We start from the raw sequence: 25,164 nt of genomic DNA, 5'->3' as shown, positions 1-25,164 counted from the left end.
AAAAACAAGATGGCAAAAGCCAAAACAATGAACCGGTCGCGCAACCAGCTCGCAACGGCCTACGCCCCAGAGAGCTTCTTTACCTTCGAAGGTGGTATGGGGGCCTGCATTGCCCGCTCTTCGGCCGGCGAGTCCATTCAGCTCACGGAGTCCACGATGGACTTGGTGTTCGAGCGGATGAACGAGCTGGGTCGGGCCTGGTTCAACACCGCCTCGTCTGCACGCGACGGCGACCCAACGAAGCCGCGCATCCTGCCGGCGCAGTGCGTCGACCAGGCCCTGCTTGACCCAACCAGGTCGGAGTTCCAACTGCCGGGCCAGGATCGCTTCTATCTGTGCCGGCCCTCGCACATGGAGTACACGCCGGCGCCGCTGACGTTTGTGTGCCGAACCTGTGGAATGTTCCAGGACTACGAGACTCTCTCAGAGCTCGACAAGAACCTCGAGAACTTGACATCCGACCGCTGCCCCAACCCCAAGAAGAAGGGCCAGTGCGACTGGGAGCAGCTCGATGTCGTCTTCGTGCACTGGTCCGGTCACTGGGAGGCAGCCTTTCCGGGCCAGTGGCACTGGAGCGACCGGGATGCCAAAGTCATCAAGCGCCGCGACAACTGCGTCTGCGGGAGCTTCCTGTTCAAGCTGAATCGGCGCTCTGCCGGCATCGGCGATTGGTTCTTCGAGTGCGCCGCCTGCGACAAGCCGCTGTCACCGAAGTGGCTGCAGAACGACCGAGACACCTTGCGCATTCTCGGACCGGCAATGGGGCCGGACCGCCTGACCGAGGTACGGATGCAGGCGACGCCCTACCGCGCGTCGAGCGCGTATTACGTCAAGTCCGACCTGTTCATCGACTTCAAGGACGGCAGCCAGCAGTTGCTGACCCGACTACGTCCTGGACGGGAAGCAGAGCTCAAGGACTTCGTGGCGAGGCAGTATGGTTTTGCCGCGCAACCCATCACGGATGAGGACGTGCAGAAGGCCTGCGATGGCAAGCCGGAATGCGCCAAGGACCTGGCGGACTACCTTGCTGCCGTGGAGCAGATTCGCACGCTCGAGGGATTTGCGGAGCCGATGCGGACTACGCTGAAAGGCGCCATCGAAATGGCATACACGAGTCGCCAGCGCATTCTGGATGACCTTCGCCGACGACAGATTCTGCTGCCGAAGCTGGACCTTCCGGTGTCGGTTGTCTCGAACCTTCAGAACAGGCAATCGACGTTCGCATCCAAGTTCGACCCTTTCCGCCTGGCCGTCGAGCACGCGGCCCTCAAGAACACGCGCCTGGATGTGGAGACGCGGACCAACGGGAAGAAGCCGTATGTGTCCTTTACTCGGCTGGATGAGGACCTGGCACCAGAAGACAAGGACAAGACGGACCAGGTGCAGACCGCGACGCGCGCGTTGCTCGACAAACTGGGGCTCGAGGACATGGGCCTTATCCGGGAATTCGACCTGTGTCGCTTCAGCTTCGGCTACTCGCGCATGGAGTCGACGCCCATCCTGCGGGACAAGCGGGGCATGGACATGCCCGTTCGCCTAAACCTGTTCCCACCGGTGAAGCAGAACGACAGCACGCGTTATCCGGTCTACGTCGTGCAACAGGGTAACGAGGCCTTGTATGTACGCGTCAAGGAAGAACTCGTTCTCGAATGGCTCCGCGACCTGAACTGCCCGGACATGTTCACCTTGAACGCGGGAGAGAAGATTGGCGCAGGCCTGCTGGGCGCGGCACAGCCGATGAGTCCGTTCCTGGACAACTTGCCTGAGACCACGACGCCGCCGGTCTACTTCTACCTGTACACCCTGCTCCACAGCTACTCGCACTTGCTGATGAAACACGTGTCGGAGTACTCCGGCCTGGACCTGGGTTCATTGGGCGAGTACATCTTTCCGGCTGACCTGGCCTTCGTGGTCTACCGCAACGGCACAACGATGGACCTGGGCAACCTGTCTGCGCTCTGGCGTAATGCCGGCCCGGCGATGCTGACCGCAATGCTCGGCGCCAAGGCGACGCAATGCGGGACCGGCTCACTGTGCACGGAGCGCGGCGGCGCCTGCCCTGACTGCGTGATGATGCCGGAGACGTCGTGCATTGCCGGCAACAAGCTGCTCTCACGGTCGGTTCTGCGGTCCATCGGGGGCAGGCCTCGTCTCGACAAGCGGGGCACGCCGATTCGCGGCTACCTAGACATGGTCAAACCGTAGGTCTGCAATGCCAACCCAGAAGCTGACCGCGTTCGAGCAAGCCGTCTTGGCCGGCCTGGCTGAGAAAGCCGGACTCGCCGCAGCGGTGCTGGAGGCGTGGGCAGGCCTGCCCGCCGGTTCGGCGCAGTCAGCCCGCTCGCTCATCGATGCGGCGCAATTGGGTGTAACCGAAGAAGGCGCGACGCAGGGCCTACTCGAGCGGTCAACGAGCCTGGGGCTCATTGAGTTGACGCCGGCGGGATACAAACCGCGTAACGGTGCGCACGAACGCTTCCCGCGCCTGGCCTTCGCCCTTCATGCCGTTGAGCACTATCGGTCGTCCGTACACCGCGATGCAACCGTGGCGCAGGTTGTGCTCACCAAGCCGCCTCGGCCGAGCATGCTGGAGCAGAAGCTATCGGCGCTGGGTTGGCGAACAACAGAACTGGAGGCCACTGAGCACGCCTTCCACGGCATGGTGCGGGCGGCGAAACGGCGCATGGTCGTCATGACGCCGTTCTTTGACAGCACCGGCGCAACCTGGCTGACGGAGCTGCTGTCGAACGTTTCCCCGGGGGTCGAGCGCATCCTGATTCTTCGCAGCCTGGAAGACAACACGCGGAAGGACTACCCGTTCGGATTCGACGCCATCTCGCAGTGGCTCAAGGTGGAGGGCGTGCGGGTCTTCAACTATTCGATTCCGCGCATGGACGGCGGGCGGGAAACCTTCCACGCAAAGGCGGTGCTTTGCGACCGGAGCACAGCCTACCTCGGCTCGTCCAACGTGACAGCGGCCTCCCTTGAACATTCGATGGAAATGGGCGTCGTGCTTGAGGGGCGAGCGGCGGCAGGTGTCGCCGAGGTCATCGACGCGGTCCTGGCGGCTGCAACGCCGTGGATGTAAGCCGCGCCGCGTGTACGATTTTGCAGGAGCCAGCATCGGACCTGGGACTAGAAATGCCGGGTACGGCGCGGCGTCTCTCGGCTTCTCGCCCTTCCTGCTGCTAGATGCGGACGCCGCCAGACTTCGGCGTCGCGAACTGGTCTGACTCCTTGCCGAGCAGAAATGTGACGAGGTGCCGCACGCTGATTGGCATTCGGCGCAGCGCGGCCTGCACTCGGGATTCACCTTCGGTTTTTAGCAGGATGTCATCGACGGAGGCCGCAGTGGGGGGGCATGTGCGCCCGGCCCGCAGCCCTGACCGCGATCATTTCGGCCATGGACACGACCAAAGATCTCGTGACGGGTCGCGACGACTGGTACCCGATCCATCGATACAAGACCTTGGGCATCGCCTGCAAATGTCAAAGGTTTTGTATCAGGGCCTGGCGGCCACCGGGAACTTGCCATCCCTCTGGCGAGCTCGTCGGCGGCCTGAAATATGTACTCGCCCGCCTATACCGATGCACCTAAGCCCGACAGGCCCCGACAACAAGCGCCGCTGCGACTGAACAGCACTCGGCGCTTCCTACCTGCACCACTCGATCAAGCCATTCTTCACCCAGAAGTGGCAGGAGCATGCTCGGTGCTGATGAACCGAGGGGAAGAGCGTCGGCCTGCCCCAGAAGTCGGTTTCGACCGACCACCGGGGCCGTCGATCCGGGTTGAGCGAAAGCGAGATCTGCACCCCACAACCTCCCGGGCAGCTCATGCAAGCCCATTTCTTGACGCCGCTGTCAATGACCAGCCACAGCTCGCCAGGCGGCACCGGACTCTTGCCCGGATGCTGCGTGACCGGTGAAACGAGCAGGTCGTAGTGCAGCCACCCGAACCTGCGCAGCGCGCGAGCGATAAGCCGCTTCATGGCTAGCCGATCACGCCAAGAAATGGATTGACATCGCCGCGCCCCCAGCTCGCCTGGCTGGCACAAACCGGGCAAGAGGCGACAGGCCGGCAGGTCATGGCGCGATCCTCCATGCGGTCGAAGCGGCGAATCCTGTTGTGCGTCATGCCCTGGGGGCCGCGAAAACTGGTCAGGCCCTGAATGAGCTCATCGACGGCTGCGCAGGCGATGGCCGTGGTGAACGTGACCACGGCGGGTGCGGGGTCGCCGCCGCCATCCACATAGGCTTCCGCCTTACGCCGCTCGAACTCGGCCGGATCGCTGCGCCGGAGCCCTTCGGCCGCAGCGCGGCGCGGATCGGCCACCCCCAGACACATGAGACAAGGGTTGCCGGGGCGAATCGTCGACACGCGCCCCGTCATGTCGTAGTCCGCGCCGCTGCGTGCCGCGCGCATGCGCAGGCCCACATCGATCAGCGGGATGCCGTAGTAGTGCGCCAGGCGGTTGAGCATCAGACGCCCCTGATGGTCGTCGGTACAACCGAACAGCACATCGCAGGAACGCAGCAGATCGCGCATATCGGGATGGCCGACCCACTCCTTCTTGGTGACGACCTGGGTGCCGAGATCCGCCGCGCGAATCTCACGCGCGAGGATGTCCACCTTGGCCAGGCCGGCGGCCACATCTGCGGCGCGCGAGCCATGCACGCGGTTGAGGTTGGTAACATCGATGATGTCTTTGTCCATCAGCCCCAGAAAGCCGACGCCCAGTCGCGCCAACAGCATCGCGACTGCACTGCCCGTGCCGCCGCCTCCTACCACGCCGACCCGCAGCCCGCGCACGACTGGATTGAACCCTCGGCCGAAGAGCGCGGCCTGCCGCGCCAGGAATTGAACTTCATCAGCTGCAGCCACCGTGCGCGCGATCTTGATCTGGCTACCTACCAGCGAGATCGAGGACGCCGTGACCGTCTCGCCGGGTGCGATCCAGAGCCTGCCCGTCATAGCGTCATCGCGGCCGAACACCATGCTGGCCAGGCCGGAAACGCCCTTGTTGAACGTCGTCCGGGCGAGCTCCGCCTCGTTTCGGTCATCCTGGTCGGAGAAGAACGCTGCCGCGTTCGGATGCGTGTGCACCAGGCCCGCGACCAAGCCGCGTTCCTTCGCGGCGCCGAGAACACGCATGAAGCCGCGAGTGGACCACGTGACGTGGACCGGGGATGCCGAGACCATCTCATCGGCCGCGACTGGGATAACCTCGTGCGAAATCAACCTGGTGCGCGGCAGGCCGGACCACGGGTCTGCCGAGATGTCGGCCCTGCCGAACTGCACATAGGCGGACGCCTCGGCCCCGTCACTCCTTTGCAGCAGCGAGCGCAGGGCCGCCTCGTGCGGCTCCAGCAGGACGATGTCCAGAGCAGCCGGCGACATCACTTCGCCTCCGCCAGGGCGCGCTCGATGCGCTTGAGCATGGTGTGCAGGCCGTCGATGCCCGGCCGCCACGCCGTGTTGTGGCGCGACCAGCGCTGCCAGTTGCGGCCCTGGAACGCATGGGCCTGGTCGGCGCAGGTCGGGTAGCGCCCCACGCTTTGCAGCGTCAGCCAGGGATCGCAATAGAACATGTCCGGCGCGACATCGGGATAGCCGGGCGGCAGGAGAACGAGCACGTCGGCCGCCGCGTGGTTGAACTTTCCGGCGGGCAGCTGCAGCTGTTTGAAGACGACGCCCGTGTGCGCGCCGTCGCTCACCATCTCGAAGACCACGCCGTGGGTGCTCAGATAGCGCTCGTCCGCTTCAGGCAGCGCGAGCAGCCCCTCCGTGGTGTCGCGGATCAGCGTGATGAAGCGCTCGATGCCCGGCTTGCCCAGATCAATCAGGTCGCCGTCGCGGATCAGGATGTCCTGGCCCCCGCCGCGCACTTCGAGGTAGACGTCGTAGGTCTCCGGCGGGACGCCGGCCAGCGCCTTGAGCACGCGTCCGCTGATACTGGGCTTGCCCCATTCGAGCTGCCTGTCGTCGATCGTGAACTTGAACGCGCGGTCGGTCTGGAAGATGACGAAGCGCTCCGCGCCGCGGCCGCGCAGATCGTAGGTTTCGTCCAGGCGCAGGTCTTCGAACTCGCCGGAGGTCAGGATCGCGTAGACGCTGTAGCCTTCGCCCGGGCGCAAGCCGGCGGCCTGGAGGATCTGGCGCGCGGTCGGCACCGGATCGGCGAGATCGACGTGACGCTCGTGGAGTTGGTCGTCCAGGACGACGATCCGGTAGAGCGCCGCCGGGCGCAGGCTGCGGCCTTCGCGGATTGCGGCGGCGACATCTTCGACATCGGAGCGGTCATCGCCGCTGTGGGTTTGGGTTTGCATTTGATTGCCTTTCTTGGGGAGCCATCACCTGCGGGATTGCAGGCTTTCTGGGGCCCCTTACTCAGTCAATCGCAGTCCAAAGCCAGACCGGAAAGGCCGGTCAAAGTTTTTCTTGCACCCACGTCCCTCCAGGCAAGTCGCCGCAGAGGAAGAAACTCGGACAGCGTGGGCAGCTGCGCGCCTCGGGCTTCGCGGGGAACTGCCCGGCCTGCATCGCTTGAAGGAAGGACTGCAGCTTCTCGCGCCTGGACTCCAGCTTGCGCGACGAGATTTCCACCGGCTGGATGGTTTCGCTGGTCAGGTAGGTCACCTCGACTTGCGCGTGCGGGCCGTAGGCCTGAACGGCGGCGAGATGAAGAACCGTGTACTCGATGTCATCGAAGGCGTTCGAGCGCTGCTTGCCCGTCTTGACGCGCCGCACCGTGACGCGTCCGCCGGCTCCGTGAGCTACGCCATCCGGGCTTACAAGGATCTCGCCCTCGGCCCACCCCAACGAGATCGGAGGTGCCGGCGCGGGCACCCCGCGGCTGCGGCTCTCGATGAGAAATTCTACGAGCCGTCTGCTGATACGCCGGTAGTCTTCCGCGTACCCATGCTCTGTCTCGCCCTTGGAGCGCCACGCCTCCTCGAAGCGCGCCGCCAGATCGTCCACCGTGGGACTTGTCGTTTCGTGCTCCCGCTTCAGCCACTCGAACACCTCACTCACGACGTTGTGCGTCTTCATGAACGCTGTTTCGGCTCGCCGACCGCCGAGCCTCAGCACGTGCGTGTACAGGAAGCGGCGCGGGCAACGCTCGAAGAGGTTGACCTGGATGTCGGTCCATTGAGGACGCCCTTGCCATGTGATGGATAGCGGCACGCTCGTCGATGTCGGGCCGGCTCGCAACGGCACCGGGACCGGACGAACAAGGAATCGGTCGATCGGAGCGACGAACCTGGAGGGGCTACGCGCACGCCCATCAGCCTGCCTGGCGTAGGCATACAGCTGCAGCCTGTCGCGCGCTCGCGAGAGTGCGACGAAGAACAAGCACTCTTCTTCCTCGTCGTGGCCGGCCTTCACCGCCTCGATACCGGTCAACCCCTCCGAACCGTGGATCAGACCATCCGGTGGAAGACAACGCGGCGGCACGTTGTTGCGCGGCAGGCCGGACGTCACCATGCCAGGCAGATGAACGACATCGAACTCCAGCCCCTTGCTTCCGTGGATGGTCATCAAGCGCACAGCGTCGATGTTCTCGGCGCTGCGGGGCAGCTGGCTCAGTCCACGATCCTCCGAGAGCAGCACCAGGCGTCGGATGCGATCAAGCAGCCGAAGCACTGGCACGCCCTGCCCTCTGGGCTGCCGGCGACAGAAGTTCAGGAACTGCCAGATGGCCAGACCTTGCATGCGGCTCTGCGCATCACCAGCCTGATACAGCGTCTTCGCGAGTCCGAGACTGTCGATCGTCCATCCGGCTAGCAGAGTCCAGGGGTTCGTCGATGCGCTCACGCCCGCGAAAAGCGTGGACAAGCGCGAGAGTGCTTCCCGAGTGCCCTCTGCCAGGCCGTCCACCTCGGCATGCATGGCCAACCATGCCATCGAGGCTGGATTCGCCGCTCGCAGGTGCTCGATGACCCGCATGACATCCTGCAGCGGCATTTGATGCCGGGCCATGGTTGCCACGCGCACCATCGCGGCCGCCCGTGGGTCGGACGCAAGCGACAGCAAGGCCAGGAGATCCTTGATTTCCGGCCTCTCGAACAGGCTGCCAAGGTGCAGCGCGGGAATGCCTCTGGCTTCAAGACCTTCGGCAATGGCGTTCAGGCGCGCGTTGGACGCGCACAGAACCGCCTGGCCACCGTAGGCAATGCCCTGCTCACGCAGGGCTGTAATCGACGCGGCAAGCGCGGAGACTTCGTCGTCAGCCGACTCGGCAACGCGAAGCTCTACCCGTTCTCCCTTGGTGCCGCGGTCGGCCTTTAGCTTCAGCGGCAAAGCACCGGCGGATGCTTGCATACCACGCGCGAACTCGGTGAACACATCGACAATGCGCTCGTCAGAGCGATAGTTGACGCCCAGCCGTGCGGCCTGCGCGCCAGGGAAGTCGATCGAAAAGCGCGCGATGTTCGTCGCAGAGGCGCCGCGGAAGCGGTAGATGGACTGGCGTGCATCGCCGACAACCCACAGGTTGCGGCCGTCGCCGACGATGGCCTTCAGGAGCCGGACCGAGGCGCGGTTGACATCTTGGTACTCATCTACCAGCACATGCTCATGGCGAGCACGCAGGGCGTCCCTTACCTCGGCGCTACCCTCGACAAGACGGACCGGCAGCGCAACCAGGTCGCCGAAGTCCAGCAGCTGGCGCCCGGTCAGCAGCCGTTCGTACGCTTCGAAGAGCGTGGCAACCTCCAGGCACTTCTGGGCGCGGACCTTGGCGTCCTGGTCGGTTCCCGCTCGGACCGCCATGGACTGCGCGAGGGCGCGATAACCCGCAGCATCGACAACCTCATCCTTGGCGCGCGAGATCGCGCTCAGCATGTCGCTCAAGTCCAGGGACGGATCCCAGAGGTTGCGATAGTGCTTCAGGTCGAGCCGCGGAAACTCGTCCTCCAGGAGTTCAATTGCCTCCGTCCGGTCGATCAGTCGCGGGTCCGGCGGCAGCGCCAGTCGGTCGTGGAAGCGGCGAACGATGTCTAGGCCAAACGCGTGGAATGTGCCGATCCACATCGCTGCCGCCGCGACAGGATTGCTCGCGGCAATCCTCTCGCACAGTTCATTGGCCGCCTTGTTGGAGAAGGTGAGTACCAGGATCGTAGTGGGATCGACGCCGTCCGCAAGCAACCCTTCGATGCGACGAACAAGCGTCCGCGTCTTGCCCGTACCCGGCCCTGCCTGCAGCTGAAACGCCAAGCCACGATGTGCTGCCGCCTGAGCCTGCGTGGGGTCTGGGGTGAGCGGAGCTGCCACGGCGCCGGTGCCTACGGGGTGCGGCTCTTCGGCCGGTGGCAGCAGCAGCGCATCCAGCAACTGTTGCTGCACGACGGCGAGCGGCGCGCCAAAGCGCGTCGCGATCATGAGGGAGCTCAGCCCCTCGTGGACATGCAACTCGCGCAGCACAGGGCGCGGAAGCAGATACTCTCGCGCGAAGAGGTCCATCTTGACCTCACGCCGCTCGCGCGCCCCGTAGTCAAGAACGCGATCGACACCGACCGGAGCGTCCTCCATCGATCGATCGGGCTCGACGTCCACCGTCACCACGTCCAGCACGCCACCTTCCAGCACGACATGGCCGAGTTCGTGTGCGATGAGGAAGGCGCGTTCGAAGTCCGATCCGCAATCCTCGTAGAGGATGCTTCCAGCCTGGCTGTCGAGTGTGGCTCTGCCTCCCTTTAGTTGCGTATCCCCTACCTGCAGCGCATACACATCCAAGCTGCGACTCGTGGCTTCCCGACGCGCAAACTCCAGAGCTTGGGTCGGATCGCCACCGGCCGCGACGTTCGCACGGTGCAGGCGTTCTGCTTCCCGGCGAGCGGCCTCGGTGGCGTCCATCGCTTTAGTCCGACAACGCCTTCAGCGTCGCCTGCTGTTCTGGCGTGAGCTGTGAAGTCGCGACCGCTTGGTCGAATGTGATCTGTTCTCCCACACTCGGCTTCACGCTGGACCGAAAAGCATGTCCGGAGACCATCCCCGGTGGGCCCTGCAGGTACGCGCCCACAGCTTGCGCTGTGGCGCCCAACTCCGAAGCAAGCTTCTCGACGAATCGGGCGGGAATGGTTACAGCGCTGATGGCTCGATCGCGCACGCGCATCAGAAAGAGATTGCTGACATCCAGGCTACGCGCGAGCGACTTGAAGCCGCTCGAATTGAGCTTGGCGAACGGATTCACCACCTCCGCGGCGGGCTGCTGGACAGCCCGCTCAAACCGTTGCCAGGCCTTGTCCACCAGACTATCCGGCACCACGGCTGCCGAAACATCTTCCGCTGGCGGCTGATGACGCAGATCGATCGAACAGTCGATCAGCGCAGTCGCATGCTGCGGGTACTCGCTGATGTAGCGCTCGAGCGTTTCCCGGCCATGGTCGGGCTCCATGGAGAACGCCATCAGCACGGATTCCTCGTCCGCGGGGAAGGGCTTTGAGGTGCTCATACGTCCCCCTGAAGAGCGGCCCTCAAGGTCTTGTACGCTCGGACTTTGCGATTTCTTACGGTCCTCTCATCGCACTTCAGCATCTTGGAGATAGTCATCATGTTGGGGTCCTCCGAGTGGGTCTGGAAACCTTGTCGCAACAAGCCCACGACCCGTCTCTGATCATCTGGTAATGCATCAATCGCAGCGTCTAGCTCCAACCGGAAAGCCGGGTCGTCAATTTTTTTGGGATCACCTCCGAGGAAGTCGGCTGCGGCTGCTTCGACCTCAGGAGAAATGTCCTGACCTTCATCACCGTCGGTGGAGAGCGGCACGGTGACCACCGCAGCCGGCCCGATCTGCCTCAGCACAGTCTTGCGGAACCGGGAAAATGCCAGGTCGAACCGCACCTCAAAGAAGTCCAGCATGGCGAAGCGGCCGTTGCAGTCCTTGGCGATTCGCTCGGCGAATCGGCCCATGACCTCTTCGCGTATGCCCTGCGCCCCGGCCATACGGGCGTCGGAGATCGTCGAACACAGGGACTGCCCGACGCGTTTCATAAGCAGTTCGAAGATCTGCTTGAACTCGCTCTGGGCACCAGCAGCCCAGGCGCGCCGCAGGAAATACGTCATCGCTTCCGACGGAACATAGCCGTCGCTTTTTCTCGACGTGATGGCGAAAGCCTGCAGGCGTGTAGCAGCATCGAGCGACTCCAGTCTTACCAAGCAGGCCTCAATCTCCCGCGGTCGCGTGAACGGCGCCCCATTCTTGTCTTTGCTCTTCAAAGGCTCCGGCATCGGTCTTCTCCTTGCTCCTTAGTCCTCGCTGCTTCAAGCTTGCTTTGGATTCCACCTTCGATATCACCGAATGCGGATCGGCAACGACACTTGCGGCTGGATCGGCACCAGCGTCTTGGCGTATGCGCGCAGGATGTCGTTGTACAGATCAGCGTGCTTCGGTGCCTCGACCGACAAGATCAGCGCGTATCGAATCTTCTCAGGACCTGTGGCTCGGCCACCACCGTCGCGGGCGTTGTAATGGATGTCGAACACAGGGTTCTTGAGGCTGGAACCACGGAAGGTCTTGGCCCCGTGCAGAACGGTTTCCCACTTGCCCTGATCCGAACGGCGTTCCTGTTCGGTGGCGAACTTCTTCAGGTCGAAAAAGCCCTTGGTTTCCGCGTTGCTCTTGCCGTCCTTGATCTTTTCGTCGTTGGGTCGGAAGACGACTTCGAGACCAGCCTTGGTGTAGGCTGCGGCATCCTGCGGATCGGTGGGCGACGCATAGCAGAACGTGGCTTTTAGGCGGACGTTGCCCGTCAGGCCCTCCTTGGGCAGCGGAAGGCTGGCGCGCAGGTATTTGCTGGGTTTGAGCTCCCCCTGATAGACAACCCGGGCCACGCCATCCGGGCACGTGATGATGTCGAGCGTGTCCTCGGGAATCTTGCCCCAGCCCACTTCGATCGGGTCATGTTCGCCGGAATCAGCCGCATGGACCAGCAAGGCTTTGATGGCGAGAGGCGTCAGGTTGCCGCCCAGGATCGCACGGATACCGACCGCACTGCGCAGCAGGTACGGCGCCGCGAAGCTGGTGCCGAGCTGTGGCGTCAGCACCGGTTTCGCGTTCGGGGCCAAGACGTGGAAGTATTTGGCCGCCGGGTTGCCGCCGAAGGCCATCAGATCCGGCTTGACGACGCCGGGGCTGCGGCCCGGCCCGATCGCGCTGTAGGGCGCGCGAGCCCAGTCCGCGCCGGTGTCATCGGCCGCGCCGACCGCGAGCGCATTCACGCAGTCAGACGGAACCTGCACCCGGCTGTAGCCGAGCTCGCGGTCGCGTTCTCCGTTGTTGCCCACGGCCACGGTCATGAGCGTGTCGCCATCGCTGAGCAGTTCGTCGATGACGGAGGTCCAAGCATGGACCTCCTGATCCTCCACTTCGAGGTCCGGCCCCAGGCTCAGGTTGATGAACTCGTAGGAGCGGGACAGCAGAACCTGTTCGATGAGACCGAGCGTGCGATACAGCTCCAGCGGGTCTTCGCCACCCGATTTCTGGTCGAGCACACGCAAATGGTCCACCGGGGCGAAAGGCCTGCCGGCCGCTCCGTTGGGCTGGATCGGTCCGAACAGCACGGCCGAGGTCACGCCCAGGCCGTGCTCCGGGCCATGCGGGTCATCGTCGGCGTCCTCGTCGAGCTTGCGGTACGAGCGAAGCCAGGGACCGATTGGGTGGTGCTTCGGCAAGCCACCGTCCAGGATGGCGACGCGAGGCTCAGACGACAGGGCCTGCTCGGTGGGGAGGCTGCACCCTACCGAGGGCCCACCGCTGCGTTGTAAGGGGCGGATGCCGCGCAGCTTGGGCACCGGCCGGATCACCCGGACGAAGGCAAAGCTGGCCAGCCTCTCGACTTCGCGCGGCTTTCCCTCGACCGGCACGAACCACAGGTTGCCTGCGACGAAATCGACTTCACTATGGACCTTCACGCCCTCCCGCTGGGCGAACTTCACGAAAGCCTGCTGAATCAGGCCAGGATCTTCGTCAGGCAACAGATGCAGGCCCACCTCGAAAAAGCGATCCTTCGGGCCACCTAGGCTCACGATGCGCTCCGCTGGCGCGAAGGCGGCGAACTGTTCGATGTGGGTCAGGTCTTCGCCCTCGTCGGACTGCGCGTCGATGGTTTCCGTCCACTGCGAGAGCTTACGGAAGGCTTGGCGCTTGCCAGCGACGAACAGTTCGGTGGTTGTGGTCTCTTGTGGCTGCCCCTTGCGAGTCCAAGCCTTCGGCTTGACCTTGACGGTGCGGCTGCCGATGGACTCCAGCCCCGTGCTACGCAACAGGCCGGTTGGGAAATAGGAGCGAGCAATGAAGCTGGGATTCATCATCAACCGGGCCACGGCGAAGTCTCCCGGACAGGCGTCGGCAGACAGTTCGTCGAGCGCCTTCGCAGCGCTGCGGAATTGGGGCACCAACTGTTCCCGCGCCTGCGCGAAGGTGTAGACCTCAGCCTTGCCGGGCATGCGCCTCGGACCGACAATGTCATGGGTCAACAGTTCGCCACGACCGATCAAAAAATTGGTTTGGCTCATGCGTCAGCCTTTCTCCTGAGCGCGGTCTTTCGTGCCGCAGGCGTATCGTTGGTGTATTTGCGGATCGTGTCCCGGCTCACGCCCGTGATGTCGGAGACGGCGTGTTGGGACAGGCGGGTCTGCTTGGCCAGCATCACTGCCAGGTCGATGCGCCCCTGCCTGTCGAGAGCCAAAGCGCGAGCCTTCATGAAGTCCTCAACCAGATCGGCGTCGGTGGTCGTACCCAGGGCCACGGCGCGCCGGAAACGCTGCACATCGCGCTCGATGTCGCTGAACGAGTGCCCGGCGAATGCAAACACCAGGATGTCGATCCAACGGGCAAAAAGGGCGTAGTCCGGCCCCAGAAAACGCTTGATAGCTTCCTTGACGGCCTGCCCATCGGGCGTCTTGAACTGGACCACCAGGTCGAAGCGGCGCCACAGCGCTGGATCGATCAGTTCTGGGTGGTTGGTAGCCGCCAGCAATACGCTGCTGGCGGGCCATTCGTCGACTTCCTGCAGGATCACCGTGACCAGGCGCTTGAGTTCGCCCACGTCGCTGTCATCACTGCGCCGCTTGGCGATGGCATCGATCTCGTCCAGCAGCAGCACGCAGGGATCGCGCTTGGCGAAGTCGATGGCCGCCCGCAGGTTGGCGCCGCTCTTGCCAAGCAGGCTACTCATCACGGCGGTCAGGTCGAGCACGTACAGCGGCACCTTCAACTGCGCGGCGAGCCAGCGTGCCGTAAGCGTCTTGCCAACCCCGGGCGGTCCCACAAAGATGGCGGAGCGGGTCGGCGTCAGCCCCATGGCCCGCAGCCGTTCACTCTGTCGGCGCTCGGCGATGAGTTGCCCCAAGACATCCTCGACATCGCTGGACAGCAGCGGCGCGTCTTTCGTCGGCTCGTCTTTGAACACCTTCAGGAGCGAGAGGCGGGATTCGTCATCGACCGGCAGGGCTTGGGTCGCCGACGGCGGAGGCGACAGCTTGCGCATGGGAGAGACGCTGCGTACCGGCTTCGACTTCAGGAACAGTTCGAGTTGCTCGGCCAGGTCGGGCGCCGTCCCACGGTACTTGCGGACCAGTCGCGCCGCGAACAGGCGCACGTCTTCTGTCTGCTCGGCCAGAGCCAAGCGAACCATCTGGGCTAAATCTGACTGCTCTTCCTTCATTTCGCCCATCACTTAATTAACCTGTTGATTTATATGTATAAAAACAAAAACATTATCGGACTAAATTCATTATCTCACAAGTCAGAGTGAAGTTGACAAACGAAGCCAGTGCCAGTGGCGGTGACAGTCTGGTCGTCGACGGATGTCCGGGTCGTGCGACCTTGATACAACGTCCCGGCGTCCCGCCGTCGGGCTCTGCGAGCTGTGCCCCGGGCTTCGTGCCGCATCCCGGCCATCCGGCTTTGATCCCTGACGTCTCCGCGGCGTGGCCGCTGCGCGCTCCGCTTGCCGGGGCTGTTGTGGTGTGCGGGGGGGGCGGTCTTGCTTTGCCCTTTCAACCTACCACGCACGTTCTCGCCGTCAAGGGCTGCGCGTGCCTTGCACGCTGGCGTCCTGGCGGCCGTCTCTGGCTGCGCCTTCGACCCCTGACTGCTTGCGCTGCGGCGTGAGTGGCCGGTTCCGGGCAATCCCGCCCGATTCCGAACCGGAGCCGATCATGTCGCAGCTGTCTTCCCTGTCGTTCACGTCTTACATCGATTCCTCCCTGCTCGTCCGCGATGTCGCGGGCAGCTACCGTCCGGCCGAGCCGGCTGAGGTGCTGCAGGCCGCGCTGCGGGTTCTGGAGGGCCAGTTGCGCGGCACCGAGATGCTGTCGTCGCCGCAGGCTGTGCGCGACTTCCTGCGCATCAAGCTGGGCACCCTGGAGCACGAGGTGTTCGCGGTGATCCACCTGGACGCCCAACACCGGGTCATCGAGTACGTCGAGATGTTCCGCGGCACCGTGACCCAGACATCGGTCTATCCGCGCGAGGTGGTCAAGGAAGCCATGGCACACAACACAGCGGCCATCGTTCTGGTCCACAACCACCCGTCGGGCGTGGCCGAGCCCTCGCGGGCCGATGAGCATATGACCCAAACCCTCAAGAGCGCGCTGTCGCTGGTGGACGTGCGCGTCATCGATCACCTGATCGTGGCCGGGCCGACGATCCTGTCCTTTGCAGAACGCGGGCTGATCTGAGCCCACACAACCGGGAGCCACACCGGCTCCCGGATCTTCGTTTCCTGCCCAACAGCGTGCCACCACACAGTGGCACGAGCACTTCATGACTTCAAAGCCAGAGACGGTGGGGCTTCCTCCGTCCGCCTCGCACGGACATCCGCATCGAGCCAGCTACGCTGGAGAACGCCTAACTGGGTTGAAGACGCGATGCATCCGAACGAGGATCGAACGCTGTTCCTGTCACCCCGCTTTGAAGCGGGGTTTCGGAGAGCAAACGCACGTCGTCAACCCATTTTCCAGTTCCATGAACCACCAAGGCATCAGCGAAATCTCCTTTGAAGAAACCTACAGCGTGCCGCCGGAGCAGACGGCACGGGCGCTTTTTTCAAGGCTCCCGCATGGGAGCGACTATGCGCAGAGGCTGATCGAATGCCTGGCGACCGGGTACCTGGTCGCCGTGGTGGAGTCCATCTGCATTCGCGAGATGCAGCGGCACGTGGATGCCACCTCGGAGGTCGTGGTAGGCCGGACGATAGAGCTGGAGCACAAGGGGCCGATCCCGCCCGGATCGACCCTGAAGCTGCGGGGATGGGTTGAACGCCTGGGGCAGCGAAGCGCGAAATTCCGCGTTCAGGCATCCGACGACCACGAGGTGGTCTGCGAGGGCTGCGTCATTCTGGTCGTGGCGCCCCGAGTCTCGATGGAATCGCGCATCGCCGCGAAAGTAGAAGCGCTCACGACGAAATCAGACAGAGACCCGGTTGACAGCGCTCCCGGCTGGTGTGCTCCGCCTGAGTCGTTCCGTCGCCGGGAGTCCCAAGCTTCCTGAATGCGCCCCGCCACAGCGGGGTATCTGAAGAGTGAGGGTGGGCTGGCTTGCTGTTGCACCCAGCGTGCCACGCCGTTCTCGCCGTCAAGGTCGGCGCGCATCTGCGCTGCGCTGGCGGCCTCGGCGGCCGTCTTCGAACCTTGACCGCTGCGCTGCGCCGTGACCCGGAGGCTGCGGGCAATCTCGCCCGGCATTCCTTCTGGAGTTCACCATGAACACACTCATCACCGACGAGCAGCGCGTGCTGCTGCTGGCCAATGGCCGCGAATCGTTGCAGAACCCTGACTTCGACCCTGCGCCCGTGGTCAAGCTGTTCACACCCGACGCCGGCGCAACCTGGCTATTGACCGAGATCGACCCGGACGACCACGACCATGTCTTTGGTCTGTGCGATCTTGGCCTGGGTGCGCCCGAACTGGGCTGGGTCAGTCTTCAGGAACTGACGACGGTACGTGGTCGGCTCGGGTTACCGGTTGAACGCGACCTGCACTTTCGTGCCGAAAAGCGCCTGAACGCCTACGCGCGGGACGCGCGGCTGGCCGGGCGCATCGTCGCCTGATCCGCCGCCAGGGCGTCGTTGACGCCCTGGTTTTCAGGGTTTCCGCAGATCCGGCAGGCAGTCCGCGAACGCTGGTTGGATCTTGCTCATCGGCGTGGCGATGGCTTCATCGCCGGTGAGCACGGCCATGGTCATGCCGGTCATGGTGCTCAGGCCATTGGAGTTGCGCAGCACCTGCAGGGCCAGGTGCACGGGGAAACCATCGGCGCTGCGTCGCAGCGGGTGGATACCGCCGTGCACGAAGGAGTTCATGGCGGTCCAGGACACGTCCTTGAACTGGGTCAGCATCTGGTGGGCTGCGGCAGGGACGGTATGCCCGACGCGGTTGCCGATCTGATCGATCATCTCCTTTGCACTGGGCAGGTTCTTGGCGGCCTGTTCGGCTTCGAGCGTGAGCGGGGCGGACAGCCTCTCGATGGCGGCATCGCTGGCCGCATAGATGAGCCACATCGAGCGGGTCAGGGCCTCGAACTGCAGTCTCATCAGGCTGACCGCCGAGGTGGGCATTCCCAGCGCCATCAAGGCACGCAAGGCGGTCCCGTGTTCCATGGCCACCCACACATGCCCAGCGCGGCCTCGCCACGCGCAGACCCGTCGAACGCGGCCTCGTCAAGCAGCTCGTTCAGCCGTTCGTGCAAGGCATCCGAGCGCAGCAGCATCTGCTCCAGGGGATCGAGGTGGTTCTGGTCTTTCTCGGTCATGTCGTCATCGTAGAGCGCTCCGTGCCACCGGGCGTCGCCGGCCTTGTAAGTCTGGCCGGCCGCGCTGTCGTGCTGCGCACCGAGCCCCCGGCCCCTGCAGTCCCGCGGTCTCGTCCCTGACGGGCTTCCATCGTTCCCTTCCTTCCGGTCGGCTGACGCCTTCGGCCCGGCCTGACACCCGGGCCTGCGCGCTGCGCTTGCGTGGGGTCGGCGCCATCTGTGGCCAGGTGCCACTTGCGCCCTCTTCCCTCGTCCATCACCACTTCCGCGACCGTAGCGCGCCACCCGGTGCCGTCAAGGCGCGCCAGGCCGTGTCCTCGGCTGCGCCTACGGGCCGCACCAGCCCTGGCGCTTGCTTCCTTGACGGCACCGGGCGGCGCGCTCCTTGGGTCGCGGGCGATGAACTCAGGAAAGACGGTGGCGACGGGACCGGCCCAGGTCTTTGCGCCGACCCCACCGGAAGACCCGAAGAGGGCTCCGAATCTAGGAATCCGGTGGGGGTTTTCAACAGCCAGCTTCATTTGGAGAAATGACCATGCAACTTGCCTCCCGCTTCGCACCGCGTTCGCCGGTGCTGCGTTCCGAAACCCCGCTGTCGGATGACCAGATCCGCGCGGTGGCGCCATCCATCTTTGCGGAGGCGCCGCACGGCAGCCGCTCCGAGCGCTACAGCTACATCCCCACCGCCACCGTGTTGCAGGAGTTGCGCGGCGAAGGCTTCCAGCCCTTCATGGTGTGCCAGACCCGCGTGCGCCATGACGACCGGCGCGAATTCACCAAGCACCTCATCCGGCTTCGCCACGCCAGCCAGATCAACGGCCGCGAGGCCAACGAAATCATCCTGCTCAATTCGCACGACGGCACCAGCAGCTACCAGATGCTGGCCGGCATGCTCCGCTTTGTCTGCCAGAACGGGCTGGTGTGCGGCGACACCGTGGCCGACGTGCGGGTGCCACACAAGGGCGACGTGGCCGCGCAGGTGATCAAGGGCGCCTACACGGTGTTGCAAGGCTTCGGACAGGCGCAGGAATCACGCGAGGCCATGCAGTCCTTGACGCTGGACGCGGGCGAATCCGAGGTGTTCGGCCGCGCCGCGCTGGCCCTCAAGTACGACGACACCGAGAAGGCGCCGCCCGTCACGGAATCGCAAATCCTGATGCCGCGCCGCCACGACGACGACCGGCGCGACCTGTGGAGCGTGTTCAACCGCACCCAGGAAAACCTGATCAAGGGCGGACTGACGGGCCGCAGCGCCAACGGGCGCCGCCAGAGCACCCGCCCCGTGCAGGGCATCGACCAGAACCTGCGCCTGAACCGCGCCCTGTGGCTGCTGGCCGATGGCATGCGCCAGCTCAAGGGCTGATCCAGAACCCAGGCGGCGCGCAGGGAATGGCCCTGCCGCCGTCCTCTCCTCATCACTCACCCCTTTCACCTCTCATCCGACAGGAGTTTCACCATGAACGCACTCACCGATGCCGAAGCCCAGGCCCTGCACGCCATCCCCGCACCGCAGGTGCCCGCCCAGCCCTCGCAGCAGATGCTGCTCGTGCCGCTGTCGCGGCTGCGCCCGTCGCGCCGCAACGTGCGCAAGACCGCGAGCCCGTCCATCGAAGCGCTGGCCGCCAGCATCGAGCGCGTGGGCCTGCTGCAGAACCTCACTGTCACCCTGGCTGCGGACGGCGGACACTACGAGGTGGTGGCCGGAGGTCGCCGCTTCGCGGCCCTCAAGCTGCTGGCCAAGAAGCGCCGCATCGCCAAGGATTGGGACGTGCCCTGCCTGCTGGTGGCCGACGGCAGCGCGCGCACCGCCAGCCTGACCGAGAACGTGCAGCGCGAGGCCATGCACCCGGCCGACCAGTTCGAAGCCTTCGCCGCCCTGGTGGCCGAAGGGCGCCCGGTGGAAGACATCGCGGCCGACTTCGGCGTCACGCCTCTGGTGGTGCAGCGCCGCCTCAAGCTGGCCAACGTCTCCCCACGCCTGATGGCCGACTACCGCGCCGACGCCCTCAGCCTGGACCAGTTGATGGCGCTGGCCGTGACCGATGACCACGCCGCGCAGGAAGCTGCGTTATGCCGATTTCGGCATAACGCGGCTTATGTGGAGTGCGAGGTTATGCCGAGCACGGCTGGCAACAGCCTGCATAGATTCCCCGAATCACTCGGCATAACCATGATGCATTTCTCCTCAACCAGACGAAGGAATCATCATGACTTCCAACTCAAGCATCGCATTCGGCAAGGAAGGTTCGCGTCGCACATCGGATCGGGGTGCGACTCTCCTGGCCGACTATCTCAAGGCCCAACGTGGCGTCCCATCCTTTGCATCCCGCGCCAGTGCAGCTCGCCATTTTCTCCACTGGCTGCGGCTGCGTCGCGTTCCACTCGAACAAGTGGACGCCGCTGTCGTTGAGCGCTTTGCATGCCATCGATGTCAGTGCCTGGGCTATGGTGGCCAGGTCTACAGCCAGCAAGAGGCTCATCGACCGGGGTACATCACCAATGTCCGCCGGTTCGTTGGCTTCCTCGAAGATCACGGCGGCATTCCAGTTCCCGAAGACCTCGCTCCAGTGGCGGCCCGACGCCCTGCCTATGAGCTCCAGCTCATCGCCTTGGGATACAGCAGCGGAACCCGGAGCATGCTCGCCTCCGCTGCTGAACACTTCGTTCATTGGCTCCACCTGTCGCGGATTGCGGCACAGGATATGGATGACCGGCATGTCGAACGCTTCGCGCGCCACGATTGCCGGTGCTTTCTCTGCCGCAAACACGGGACCCTGACCGACTCAGGTGTGATTCGCAGGCGGCGTGGAGGAGCGAGCTTCCTTCAGTATCTGCGTGACTGCGGCCTCGTGCCCCCACGCAGTGCCCTTGAGGAAGATCCACGTCTTGCCGATTTCCAGGCGTGGCTTACACATCGATGCGGAGTCACCAGGCAGACGACCGTGCGCTATCTGGCCGAGGTCGCGCGTTGGCTGTCGTCACTCGACAAGGATCCCCGCACGTATGACGCCATCACGATCCGCAATATCGTTCTGAACCAGCCTGCCAACCGATCCCACAGGTCGGTGCAGCTGACCGCGATAGTGCTCCGGTCCTATCTCAGGCATCTCGTCGCCGGGGACGCCTGTCGTCCCGAACTCGTGCATGCCGTCCCCTACGCGCGGCGCCCTCGGTATGCCGGCTTGCCACGGTTTCTCAGCCCAGCGACCATCGAGCAGATCATTGCTTCCTGCGACACCTGTACACCAGCAGGCTTGCGGGATCGAGCGATCATTCTGCTGTTGGCGCGGCTTGGCCTGCGCGCCGGTGACATCTGCCAGCTCGGGTTGGCAGACATTGACTGGCCGACTGCGCGCTTGCGTGTCGATGGCAAGGGTCGAAGGGCGACGCAACAGCCATTGCCACAAGACGCCGGTGACGCGCTGTTGGCCTACATCGAGCAAGTTCGCCCGACCGTGCGGGAGGACTGCGTCTTCCTACGCCTGCAGGCGCCGTTCAGACCCTTGAAGCCCTCGGCGATCGCTTGTCTCGTCGCAAGGGCACGCACCCGTGCCGGCGTTGAAGACGGTCCATCCGGATCGCATGTGTTCCGCCATTCGCTGGCGACCTCGATGGTGAGGGCAGGCTCCAGCCTGGAAGCCGTTGGGGCAATCCTGCGTCATCAATCGCCCGAGACGACCGCCATCTATGCCAAGGTCGATGTGACCATGCTGGCCCGTGTCGCGCAGCCCTGGCCGGGAGACGCATCATGCTGAGCGCTGACGTCATGCGCTATGTCGCAATGCAACGCGGCTTCGGACTCAAGTTTGATGTATCGGACCGGATCCTACGGAAGTTTGCCTGTTACGCGGAGGAGCACGGGGATCAGCACCTTCAGTCTCACCGCATCTTTGATTGGTGTCGGTTGGCTTCCACGCCAAATCGTGCACGCACCTTCTTCAACGCCATCAGACTCTTCTGCATCTTTCTCCATGCCGAGGATGCTCGCAATGAAGTTCCTCCGGCTGGTGCCTTCGGGCGAAGGCAGGGGCCACGCCCAGCGCCGCATCTGCTGGAGTCTCACCACGTCCGCGCCATCATGGACGCCGCGCTCAACCTCGGACCCGAAGGTTCGATCCGGCCGCATACGTACCATCATCTCTTCGGTCTGCTGGCTGCGGCCGGCCTGCGCATATCCGAAGCCCTGGCACTCAAACGCGATGACCTCAGCGAGGACGGGCTCGTCATCCGCAATGCCAAGTTCGGCAAGAGTCGGCTCTTGCCGCTTCATCCGACGACCCGACAGGCGCTGGACCGTTACCTCGCGGTCCGCGCGAAGCTCAGTGCCCATGGCGATGACCTGTTCGTGGTGACCACTGGCCGTGCTCCGCATCAGCGCTGCGCACAACAAGTATTCACTCAACTCCTGCGGCAACTGGGATTGCGTTCGCCCAGTCCGGCGCCAGGCCCGCGGTTGCATGATCTGCGGCACACCTTCGCCGTGCGTTCGCTGGAGTCCTGCTCCCATGATCGACAAGCCGTCGCGAACCACATGCTGGCGCTCAGCACCTACCTCGGTCATGTGGATGTCAACAAGACCTACTGGTACCTCGAAGCGACGCCGCTCCTGATGCGGGACATCGCCGATGCTGGAGAACAACTGTTTCGGGGAGAGGTGGCATGACAGCTCTCGCCCCATACCTCACCGGGTTCCTACGGGAGCATCTGCCGCGCGACCGCAACGCCAGTCCCCATACTGTTGCGACCTATGCACATTGCTTCTCATTGTTGGTCCGGTTTGCAGCCACCAGGCTCGTCCGCAGACCCAGTGATCTTTGCGTCGAAGACTTCAGTCCGGACCTCGTGCTCAAATTCCTCGACGACATAGAGGTGGGGCGCGGCAATTGTGCTCGCACGCGCAATGCCCGACTTGCCGCAATTCGAGCTTTCTTCCGCTACCTTGAATATCAGGCTCCGGCTTGCCTTGACCAGGTCATGCGCATTCGTGCGCTGCCTCAGAAGCGGACAGATACAGCGCTGATCGACTATCTGACGCGCGAGGAGATTCAGGCCCTGCTGGACGCCCCGAGCAACGACACCGCCGGCGGTATGCGCGATCGGGCCATGATGCATCTCACCTACGCTGCGGGACTGCGGGTTGCCGAGCTGTTGGCGCTGCGCCTGGATGACTTTCCCAACCGCTCTCTCTCGATGGTCCGGATTGTTGGTAAAGGTCGCCGCGAGCGTGTCCTGCCACTGTGGCGCGAGACCCAGGCTTCACTGCGAGCCTAGCTTTCTGTTCGACCCCAGGCGCGGACACCAGAGATTTTCCTCAACCGCAAAGATGCACCAATGACTCGAGACGGCTTTGCTCATCGGCTTGCCCAGCACGTTGCGGTCGCCGCTCAGAAGCAGCCGTCGTTGCTGCACAAGCGCATCACTCCCCACGTCCTACGGCATAGCTGCGCCATGCATACGCTCGCGGCCACCGGCGACATCCGCAAGGTCGCGCTGTGGCTCGGGCACGCGAGCATCACGACCACCGAGACCTATCTGCGCGCTGATCCAATAGAGAAACTGGCAGTACTGGCCGCGCACGTGCCGCCATCGATCAAGCCCGGAAAGTTCCGGTCACCGTCCGATACCCTCATAAACATGCTCGCCGAAGTTCGGAACGCAACGTAAAAGAGCCCACGAGGGGCACAGTTATGCCGAGTGATTCTGGGAATCTATGCAGGCTGTTGCCGACCGTGCTCGGCATAACCTCGCACTCCACATAAGCCGCGTTCTATGAGGCGCCCGAATGGCAGCGCAGCCCGGCTGCGCTGCGCCAGCGTCTCACCGAGCGGGAAATCGGCGCCGACCATGCGCTGGTGCGCTTCGTCGGGCTGGACGACTACACCGCCGCCGGGGGTGGCATCCGCCGCGACCTGTTCGCCGACGACGAGGCCACCGGCACCACCCTGACCGATGTCGCGCTGCTGGAACGGCTGGTGCGCGACAAGCTGGAGTCACTGGCCGAGCCTGTGCGCGCCGAGGGCTGGGCCTGGGTGGAATCGGTGCCGCACCTGAGCCCGGCCGAGCGGCAGGCATTCCAGAACGCACCGCGTCAGCGCCGCGAACCCACGGCGCGCGAGTCCCGGCGCATGGAGGTGCTGCAAGGTCGCATCGCCCGCACCGATGCCGCGCTCGAAGAAGCCTACGACGCGGACGACGAAGACAAGGCCGAAACCCTGCACCAGCGGCGCGAGGCCCTGGTGGCCGAACTGGAAGCCGTGCAGTCCCAACTGAGCGGGCATGCGCTTGAGGTCCGCGCGATGGCCGGTGCCATCGTGACGCTGGACCGGGAGGGACGGGTTCTCATTCACCGTGGCCTGCTGCGCGAGGCCGAAGCCAAGGCGCTGCGCGCGCTGGACGCGGCACGGCAACGCGCCGCCACCGGCTCAGGCAACGACGGCGGCGGCAGTGGCGAGTCGGATGAATCGACCACGGGTGATGCGCCACACGGCGCCGAACACCTGTCCGACCGGCTGGCGCAGCGCCTGAGCGCGCACCGCACCGCCGCCCTGCAAATCGAACTGGCGCGCCATCCGCAGGTGGCGCTGGCTGCGCTGGTTCATGCCATGGTGCAACAGGCCCTGCAGGGCGGCTATCGCAATGCCCTGCCCTTGGGCGTTCGCCTGAGCTTGCGTGATCGGCTGGAAGACCTGGCACCCGACTGGCCCGAGTCGCCTGCGGCGCTCGCGTTGCGTGAACTGCGACACACCTGGGCCGACAAGCTGCCACAGGAACCCGGCGAACTGTTCATGGTGCTGCTGTCCATGCGCCAGGAAGAACTGGTCCAGCTGCTTGCGCTGTGCACCGCCCCGGCGGTGGACGTGGTGACGCCCCGCGCGACCGCCAGCCAGCCCGGCGCCGAACTGGCACAGGCGCTGGGACTGGACATGGCCGCATGGTGGAAGCCCACGGCCGACAGCTATTTCCTGCACGTGCCCAAGGCCGCGATCCTGGATGCGATGGCACAGTTCGCGCCGAATGAGGTGCAGCGTCTGTCCAAGCTCAAGAAGGCGGAAATTGCGAAGGAGGCCGAGCGGCTGACCAAGGGCAGTGGCTGGATGCCTGCCGTGTTCGGTCGTCAGATGCCGACAACGGTGAATGGTGCGACCGCGCAAGGCTCGGCAAACTGACAGAGGAAACACCCACGGGCCCTCTCATGGCTCCAGCGTTTTGCGCGCGGGGCTTTTCCTTGTGCGCGCAGGCTCGCGACCGTTCGTGCCAAACGCGGTCACACAAAAACCGCCACGCCGCCGCCTTTGATCAGGCGGCGGCGTGGCGGCGCGCAAGGGCTTGCGCGGGCGCTTCATGCCAACGCTGTTGGTGTCAGCGCATAAAATGCCGAGACAGCCGCGTCACGCTGAACCTGCTGCCG

The 25,164-nt window shown here is 64.3% G+C and carries 18 protein-coding genes and 3 pseudogenes; 11 read left to right on the top strand and 10 right to left on the bottom strand.

Translation table 11 applies throughout. From position 1 onward, the window contains the following. The first annotated feature begins 9 nt into the window (after positions 1–9). Positions 10–2,205, top strand: coding sequence for a DUF8724 domain-containing protein (locus ACODTB_RS13255; protein ID WP_086920762.1), 2,196 nt, complete (start codon positions 10–12; stop codon positions 2,203–2,205). A gap of 7 nt (positions 2,206–2,212) precedes the next feature. Beyond that, positions 2,213–3,088 carry a phospholipase D-like domain-containing protein gene (locus ACODTB_RS13250; RefSeq protein ID WP_086920763.1) on the top strand — a complete coding sequence of 292 codons (876 nt, stop codon included), beginning with the start codon at positions 2,213–2,215 and terminating at the stop codon, positions 3,086–3,088. Between the two features lie 565 nt (positions 3,089–3,653). Here the strand turns inward: ACODTB_RS13250 and ACODTB_RS13245 are convergent. From ACODTB_RS13245 to ACODTB_RS13210, 8 genes are all read right to left on the bottom strand, one after another. Further along, on the bottom strand, positions 3,654–3,989 hold the full coding sequence (locus ACODTB_RS13245) for a ubiquitination-like system serine protease family protein (protein ID WP_086920764.1): 336 nt from the start codon (positions 3,987–3,989) through the stop codon (positions 3,654–3,656). A 2-nt stretch (positions 3,990–3,991) separates the two neighbouring features. After that, positions 3,992–5,398, bottom strand: a complete 1,407-nt coding sequence (locus ACODTB_RS13240; RefSeq protein ID WP_086920765.1) for a ThiF family adenylyltransferase — start codon at positions 5,396–5,398, stop codon at positions 3,992–3,994. Beyond that, positions 5,398–6,327, bottom strand: coding sequence for a multiubiquitin domain-containing protein (locus ACODTB_RS13235; protein ID WP_086920766.1), 930 nt, complete (start codon positions 6,325–6,327; stop codon positions 5,398–5,400). The genes ACODTB_RS13240 and ACODTB_RS13235 overlap by 1 nt, the downstream gene beginning before the upstream one ends. A 100-nt stretch (positions 6,328–6,427) precedes the next feature. Then, on the bottom strand, positions 6,428–9,856 hold the full coding sequence (locus ACODTB_RS13230; RefSeq protein WP_086920767.1) for an ATP-dependent helicase: 3,429 nt from the start codon (positions 9,854–9,856) through the stop codon (positions 6,428–6,430). Between the two features lie 4 nt (positions 9,857–9,860). After that, the gene (locus ACODTB_RS13225; protein ID WP_086920768.1) at positions 9,861–10,454 is read right to left on the bottom strand and encodes a hypothetical protein; all 594 of its coding nucleotides are present in this window, start codon (positions 10,452–10,454) and stop codon (positions 9,861–9,863) included. Further along, positions 10,451–11,230, bottom strand: a complete 780-nt coding sequence (locus ACODTB_RS13220; RefSeq protein ID WP_086920769.1) for an RNA polymerase sigma factor — start codon at positions 11,228–11,230, stop codon at positions 10,451–10,453. The genes ACODTB_RS13225 and ACODTB_RS13220 overlap by 4 nt, the downstream gene beginning before the upstream one ends. Before the next feature lie 63 nt (positions 11,231–11,293). Continuing rightward, the gene (locus ACODTB_RS13215; RefSeq protein ID WP_488929390.1) at positions 11,294–13,516 is read right to left on the bottom strand and encodes a S8 family peptidase; all 2,223 of its coding nucleotides are present in this window, start codon (positions 13,514–13,516) and stop codon (positions 11,294–11,296) included. Then, complete coding sequence (locus tag ACODTB_RS13210; protein ID WP_192871558.1) at positions 13,513–14,676, bottom strand: AAA family ATPase; 1,164 nt, start codon at positions 14,674–14,676, stop codon at positions 13,513–13,515. Before ACODTB_RS13210 ends, ACODTB_RS13215 begins: the two co-directional genes overlap by 4 nt. Before the next feature lie 487 nt (positions 14,677–15,163). On the opposite strand from ACODTB_RS13210, the gene radC reads away from it, so the two are divergent. The 3 genes from radC to ACODTB_RS13195 all read left to right on the top strand — a co-directional run bounded on the left by radC (position 15,164) and on the right by ACODTB_RS13195 (position 17,055). Then, a complete protein-coding gene (radC, locus tag ACODTB_RS13205; protein ID WP_086920771.1) occupies positions 15,164–15,685 on the top strand; it encodes a RadC family protein in 522 nt (173 codons plus the stop codon). A gap of 286 nt (positions 15,686–15,971) precedes the next feature. Then, positions 15,972–16,496 carry a thioesterase family protein gene (locus ACODTB_RS13200; protein WP_086920772.1) on the top strand — a complete coding sequence of 175 codons (525 nt, stop codon included), beginning with the start codon at positions 15,972–15,974 and terminating at the stop codon, positions 16,494–16,496. Between the two features lie 211 nt (positions 16,497–16,707). After that, on the top strand, positions 16,708–17,055 hold the full coding sequence (locus tag ACODTB_RS13195; RefSeq protein ID WP_086920773.1) for a DUF2958 domain-containing protein: 348 nt from the start codon (positions 16,708–16,710) through the stop codon (positions 17,053–17,055). A gap of 33 nt (positions 17,056–17,088) precedes the next feature. Here ACODTB_RS13195 and ACODTB_RS13190 read toward each other — a convergent pair whose 3' ends face one another. Together ACODTB_RS13190 and ACODTB_RS13185 are read right to left on the bottom strand one after the other, a co-directional pair. Next, positions 17,089–17,604 (bottom strand): DUF6988 family protein, encoded by a 516-nt coding sequence (locus tag ACODTB_RS13190; RefSeq protein ID WP_238136740.1) that lies wholly within the window; start codon positions 17,602–17,604, stop codon positions 17,089–17,091. Beyond that, entirely contained in the window at positions 17,574–17,756 is a 183-nt protein-coding gene (locus tag ACODTB_RS13185; RefSeq protein WP_238136741.1) for a hypothetical protein, read from the bottom strand. The genes ACODTB_RS13190 and ACODTB_RS13185 overlap by 31 nt, the downstream gene beginning before the upstream one ends. 535 nt (positions 17,757–18,291) lie before the next feature. On the opposite strand from ACODTB_RS13185, the gene ACODTB_RS13180 reads away from it, so the two are divergent. The 6 genes and pseudogenes from ACODTB_RS13180 to ACODTB_RS13155 all read left to right on the top strand — a co-directional run. Then, positions 18,292–19,119 (top strand): DUF932 domain-containing protein, encoded by an 828-nt coding sequence (locus ACODTB_RS13180; protein WP_086920849.1) that lies wholly within the window; start codon positions 18,292–18,294, stop codon positions 19,117–19,119. Positions 19,120–19,212: 93 nt separating this feature from the next. Continuing rightward, positions 19,213–19,824, top strand: a pseudogene (locus ACODTB_RS13175) (ParB/RepB/Spo0J family partition protein); the annotation flags it as partial. A 568-nt stretch (positions 19,825–20,392) separates the two neighbouring features. Then, positions 20,393–21,511, top strand: a complete 1,119-nt coding sequence (locus ACODTB_RS13170; protein WP_158100891.1) for a tyrosine-type recombinase/integrase — start codon at positions 20,393–20,395, stop codon at positions 21,509–21,511. Beyond that, positions 21,505–22,419 (top strand): tyrosine-type recombinase/integrase, encoded by a 915-nt coding sequence (locus ACODTB_RS13165; protein ID WP_086920775.1) that lies wholly within the window; start codon positions 21,505–21,507, stop codon positions 22,417–22,419. The genes ACODTB_RS13170 and ACODTB_RS13165 overlap by 7 nt, the downstream gene beginning before the upstream one ends. Continuing rightward, positions 22,416–23,420, top strand: a pseudogene (locus ACODTB_RS13160) (tyrosine-type recombinase/integrase). The gene ACODTB_RS13165 and the pseudogene ACODTB_RS13160 overlap by 4 nt, the downstream one beginning before the upstream one ends. 95 nt (positions 23,421–23,515) lie before the next feature. Further along, positions 23,516–24,922, top strand: a pseudogene (locus ACODTB_RS13155) (chromosome partitioning protein ParB); the annotation flags it as partial. Positions 24,923–25,164 lie beyond the last annotated feature (242 nt).

This window comes from Hydrogenophaga sp. FG152 (genome assembly GCF_057809615.1).
The sequence above is the reverse complement of the archived record's forward strand: the minus strand, read 5'-3'. Positions and strand labels throughout refer to the sequence as shown.

Coding starts and splice junctions, on each gene's coding strand:
- ACODTB_RS13180 (WP_086920849.1), top strand. CDS start 18,292: ATGCAACTTGCCTCCCGCTTCGCACCGCGTTCGCCGGTGCTGCGTTCC.
- ACODTB_RS13255 (WP_086920762.1), top strand. CDS start 10: ATGGCAAAAGCCAAAACAATGAACCGGTCGCGCAACCAGCTCGCAACG.
- ACODTB_RS13220 (WP_086920769.1), bottom strand. CDS start 11,230: ATGCCGGAGCCTTTGAAGAGCAAAGACAAGAATGGGGCGCCGTTCACG.
- ACODTB_RS13230 (WP_086920767.1), bottom strand. CDS start 9,856: ATGGACGCCACCGAGGCCGCTCGCCGGGAAGCAGAACGCCTGCACCGT.
- ACODTB_RS13245 (WP_086920764.1), bottom strand. CDS start 3,989: ATGAAGCGGCTTATCGCTCGCGCGCTGCGCAGGTTCGGGTGGCTGCAC.
- ACODTB_RS13210 (WP_192871558.1), bottom strand. CDS start 14,676: ATGGGCGAAATGAAGGAAGAGCAGTCAGATTTAGCCCAGATGGTTCGC.
- ACODTB_RS13170 (WP_158100891.1), top strand. CDS start 20,393: ATGCTCGCCTCCGCTGCTGAACACTTCGTTCATTGGCTCCACCTGTCG.
- ACODTB_RS13185 (WP_238136741.1), bottom strand. CDS start 17,756: ATGACCGAGAAAGACCAGAACCACCTCGATCCCCTGGAGCAGATGCTG.
- ACODTB_RS13165 (WP_086920775.1), top strand. CDS start 21,505: ATGCTGAGCGCTGACGTCATGCGCTATGTCGCAATGCAACGCGGCTTC.
- ACODTB_RS13215 (WP_488929390.1), bottom strand. CDS start 13,516: ATGAGCCAAACCAATTTTTTGATCGGTCGTGGCGAACTGTTGACCCAT.
- ACODTB_RS13190 (WP_238136740.1), bottom strand. CDS start 17,604: ATGGAACACGGGACCGCCTTGCGTGCCTTGATGGCGCTGGGAATGCCC.
- ACODTB_RS13250 (WP_086920763.1), top strand. CDS start 2,213: ATGCCAACCCAGAAGCTGACCGCGTTCGAGCAAGCCGTCTTGGCCGGC.
- ACODTB_RS13225 (WP_086920768.1), bottom strand. CDS start 10,454: ATGAGCACCTCAAAGCCCTTCCCCGCGGACGAGGAATCCGTGCTGATG.
- ACODTB_RS13240 (WP_086920765.1), bottom strand. CDS start 5,398: ATGTCGCCGGCTGCTCTGGACATCGTCCTGCTGGAGCCGCACGAGGCG.
- radC (WP_086920771.1), top strand. CDS start 15,164: ATGTCGCAGCTGTCTTCCCTGTCGTTCACGTCTTACATCGATTCCTCC.
- ACODTB_RS13195 (WP_086920773.1), top strand. CDS start 16,708: ATGAACACACTCATCACCGACGAGCAGCGCGTGCTGCTGCTGGCCAAT.
- ACODTB_RS13235 (WP_086920766.1), bottom strand. CDS start 6,327: ATGCAAACCCAAACCCACAGCGGCGATGACCGCTCCGATGTCGAAGAT.
- ACODTB_RS13200 (WP_086920772.1), top strand. CDS start 15,972: ATGAACCACCAAGGCATCAGCGAAATCTCCTTTGAAGAAACCTACAGC.